Source organism: Candidatus Obscuribacterales bacterium, assembly GCA_036703605.1.
In the GTDB taxonomy this organism is placed as follows: Bacteria; Cyanobacteriota; Cyanobacteriia; order RECH01; family RECH01; genus RECH01.
This window is the reverse complement of sequence record DATNRH010000001.1, coordinates 1-2,605: the sequence shown is the minus strand read 5'-3', so window position 1 is coordinate 2,605 and position 2,605 is coordinate 1. Positions and strand designations below refer to the sequence as shown.

The following is a 2,605-nucleotide window of genomic DNA, read 5'->3' as shown; positions in this document are numbered from 1 at the left end:
GCTTTTTTTTCTTAGAGAACAGTACGAGTTTTCTATGTAAAAATATGTGAACTGGAAAAGTTATGCTTAAAGTGTGCGTCTTGTAAGGCTGACCACTCAAGTCGTAATCATCTTGCCAGACAATTTGCGCAAGCTTTGAGTGTACTCGTAGCGATGGCGTACTTGGATGACTTGGAGCCAGTACACGTCGGCTTGTTGGGCAGCCCAGTTGACTTTTTTTTGAAGGCAAAAGTAGTAGTTTAGTGTGAATTATAATGAAGAAAGTAGTGTGCGTTGTTACTGTCTAGTAGACGAAGCCAGCCAGCTTCTTCCGTTGGAAACGGGCGGTTGCGGTCTGGTGCAGAACAGACAGTCTCTGGTAGAAGTAATCCCTCTCACTCTTGATGGTGAAGTTGGGAAATGTCCTCGTACTTGGGGGGAGCTTCTTGAATAGCTTCTTGAGCCATAGAGTTGCGCGGGGGCCAATACCACCGTATGTCTCAATGACAAACGGCACAAAGAAGAAGCCTTCATCATGGCAGAGGGAGAGGTATTTTGCGTCCTTCTCGGTCTCTCTCTCCTTGGCAGCATAGAGCGGTTCGTTGCTGCTGTACTGGAGTGGTTGAGTGAACGACACATCGATCAGAACGTCTCTGTCGCCCGGTCCAGCTCCTGAGGCCTCGATGTCACAGTGGGAATCGCCTGGCACATTGAAGACACGGGGCTCGATCCTAGTAGGAATGCCATAGTCCTTCTGAAAAGTCGTGGAGATCCAATCGCGGACAGAGTTGTGCCTGCTGATCTGAAAGCCGCCAAGGGGGCACACCTCAGCATGATATCCACTCATGGGGGCCGACTTACAACGGGCATTGGTGCCAGGGCAGGTCTGAACGGAGAAGCCGGGAGGGCTCAATCCAAGTCGGCTAGCCAGGCGGTTGCTGAAACAGTTGTCGTCCATGGTCAGGGCACGGGTAGACGGGATGGCGTAAAGCCAGTGGCCAGACTGCGAAGCTCTACAAGCTATCAGCCGCATTTGGTGATCTTTTTCAAGGCCGGCGTAGAGGTCAGCATACCTCTGTTCGTAGACTTTCGTACTGAGCGATTGTTGGATTTTTTGCGGTGCGTCACGTACGGAGTTGTTGAACAGATTGTACTTGTCCTCATAGGCGTTGGTTAGTTCTCGATTTGCGATTGCTACACTTTTCCAGAGCAGGTCTGGACTGTTGAGCTGGGAGCGCTGGGCCACACTTTCCATCTCGGCAGCTGACAGGATCTTGTTTTTGCGGATGTATTGCAGGGACGATGCAAAACCAGCGGCAAACGCCTGCGGGGCAATCCACATCATGGTCGTTAGGCCCATGCCAGCAAAACGAATCGGCAGCTTAGCCTGTGTCCAAGCCGCTTCAGGAATAACGGGAATCACCCCCTCCTGGGCCTCGGTCACAAGCTTTGCAACAAAGCGGCGGAATTCAATGTCTGTCGTTCGTACTAGCGTTCCGGTCTGCTCGGGGGGTAGTGTTCGACAGAGGTGCGTCAAGATGCCAGGTACACAATATCGGGCAACAAGCGTTTTGAGCTGAACTGTGGGCAACCGATCGATGCGCTCCAAGGTATTCTTGAACTCAAGCCGCTTCTCCTCCAATTGGACACGAACGTACTCTTGTGTTCCAATCGGGATGCCTGCCTGCATAATGCCTTCATGGGTTACTTGGATCCCAAGCTCAGTGATCTCCCCCGTGGGCTGTGCGCCCTTGGGGAGCAAGATCTTAGAGCCTGGGCCCACCTCACATCCAATCCGGCTAAAAATACTGACAGCATCTTCGTACGCTTTCGCCACTTGACTGGTCTCGGTGATGATGATGCCATCATCATGGATGGTAAGAAGGGCACCAGTTGGATCCCTTTCCAGAATGCGCTCTCGTAGCTCCTTGTTGGCAGGCTCAGCTCCCATAGTATTGGGGCCCCTGGTGGGGCCTCCCTGTCGAGTGCCTGTGACTGACTCTACAACGTGCCATCTTGCATCTGCGCCTTTCGTGCGCAAGGTGAGAGAATGACCATGGGTCCAGAGAAAATGGGCAGCCAGCTCAGGGCAGTACTCTCTGATACCGCGGAGCTGCGCTTTTCGGGAGATTGTGTTAAAGGCGTTCTTGATGTCAATCTTCAGGATGGCTTTCTTAGGGTACAAGCGGTTGAGAAGCATAGTGCTCACCGCCATCGCCTCTGGTCCACCTGGGACCCCCACTCCGAAGGAGAAGGGAGACAGGGACTTAGCGATGCGGGAGGACAGCTGTTTCACAAGGGCTTTCTCCGGGCAGGCCAACAGTACCTCACCGATTGCAATGGGTCGGACTTGATCTTCTGGCTTCCCAGGCTTTGAGAGTGCGACGAGTAGGGAGGCCAATGGGGCATTTTCATAGGTGGCAAGCTTCTCGAAAATACCATTGGCCCATTCCAAGTAGCGAGTGAGCTGCCACTCATTAGCCTGCGCCGCGAATGCTCGGAGGTGCTCGTTGCGCCACCCTGAGAGTCCTGGGGTTTTGCCATTCTTGAGGTCCTGTATCGCGTCTGTGAGGGCCTTACCACTAATCTTGGCCCGCTTCTGGATATCCTGTTTTGTGGGCTTTGG

At 53.1% G+C, this 2,605-nt stretch carries 1 protein-coding gene; it reads right to left on the bottom strand.

What is annotated here, in order from left to right:
• Window positions 1-283: 283 nt before the first annotated feature.
• Window positions 284-2,605 (bottom strand): hypothetical protein (locus tag V6D20_00005; GenBank protein ID HEY9814179.1); only part of this gene is annotated, 2,322 nt, incomplete at its 5' end.